Origin of the sequence: Arsenophonus endosymbiont of Bemisia tabaci Q2, from assembly GCF_902713415.1 — a bacterium.
GTDB lineage: Bacteria > Pseudomonadota > Gammaproteobacteria > Enterobacterales > Enterobacteriaceae > Arsenophonus.
In genome coordinates this window covers 1-1,415 of sequence record NZ_CACTIE010000200.1, presented here as the reverse complement: position 1 = coordinate 1,415, position 1,415 = coordinate 1, and the positions used below count along the sequence as shown (strand labels likewise).

General features: G+C 33.9%; 1 protein-coding gene. It reads right to left on the bottom strand.

Annotated elements, in window-relative coordinates; genetic code table 11:
- Nucleotides 1-175 precede the first annotated feature (175 nt).
- Complete coding sequence (locus ARSQ2_RS09840; RefSeq protein WP_181995189.1) at nt 176-994, bottom strand: pyridoxal phosphatase; 819 nt, start codon at nt 992-994, stop codon at nt 176-178.
- Nucleotides 995-1,415: the final 421 nt, after the last annotated feature.

Below are 1,415 nucleotides of genomic sequence, written 5' to 3'. Positions count from 1 at the left end.
GATACAGATGCAGAGCCAATCCGAAATTGCTTCGCTATTTCTGGGATACTCAACCCTTCTTCTTCCATCGTAAATATTACTTTACGTCTAAAATCAATTGAATAGCTGATATAAATAATGTCATCAAAATTAAGTCGCTTAACTATAGTCAGTTGTGCAAATAGCTTTACAGCCTTTATAACACATATTTTTCGATGACTTGAGCGATCCCTGGCGCGCTATTTTGATCGGTAATTATATCAGCATGTTTTTTCACCTCATCACAGCTATTACCCATAGCAACGCCGAGACCCGCAGCAGTTAGCATGCTGACATCATTGAAATTATCACCAAAAGCTATCACATCTTTCATCGTCAAACCTTGTGATTCGACCCAACGTTGTAAACGCAAACCTTTGCTATTGCCTTTTTTAGCAATATCAACTTGATCAAACCATGACCACTCGCAAGCAAGCTCCAGATCTTGTTGAATAGTTTGGCTAAAAGTACGTAATTTTTCGATATCAAGCGTACAAGTGGCAAATTTCCAAATAGCCGTAACCTGTTGGATTGCTGTATTAAAATTGTCAATTTTATGGATATTGGGACGTTGATTTTCAGGTAAAGAATCTGCCCATTTCAAAGTTCGTTCAATAGCATCATTATGTTGTTGATATAGCATGGCGTCATCAACATACATCAAGTGGTTGATATCGGTACCTTGTAAATAGGCAACCACCTTAGTCGCTTCTGCTGCTGATAACGGATCCGATTCCAGCACTTTTTTAGCATGATAGTCATAGAGATAAGTACCATTGCAACAAATTGCCGGCGTATCCAAATTCAGTGCTTGATAAAATGGGTGAATAGCAACGTGATGGCGGCCAGTAGCAATAATAACTTTGATCTCTTGGCGACGAGCTTGGTTTATAGCTGCTAAAGATTGTGGCAAGATCTGTTTTTGTGGATCCAATAGGGTACCATCGAGATCTAAAGCGATGACGCGATATGACATAAATCAGCCTCATTAAATAGTGATATAGCATTTAATCTAGCTAGTAATTTTAAACAATGTAACTTAGTAAATTATTTATCTTACAGATGCAAACCGATAGATTTTTCCAAATCTAATCATATCGAATAATAGTCTTTAACTAAACCAGAAAATAAATAAATACTCTAATGGATAATAAACTAGCAACATAATTGAATATTAATAAGCAGAAAAATTTTTTCCCGTTGAATTAATAAATGGACATTTTTAATTTAATGTCAATGTTGTTAATTTTAAATCGATATTTATCGGATTTTTTAACAATAAATGCTTCTATCTGAAGAAGCGTATTTTAATATTAGTATTTAAACATATTATGCTGATGGTTGTTAATTTTAATTAATATTTTGGTTAGATGATAAATTAGATATTAATTTATTAT

Excerpts from the sequence above, each read along its gene's own strand:
- ARSQ2_RS09840 (WP_181995189.1), bottom strand. The coding sequence starts at position 994 with ATGTCATATCGCGTCATCGCTTTAGATCTCGATGGTACCCTATTGGAT.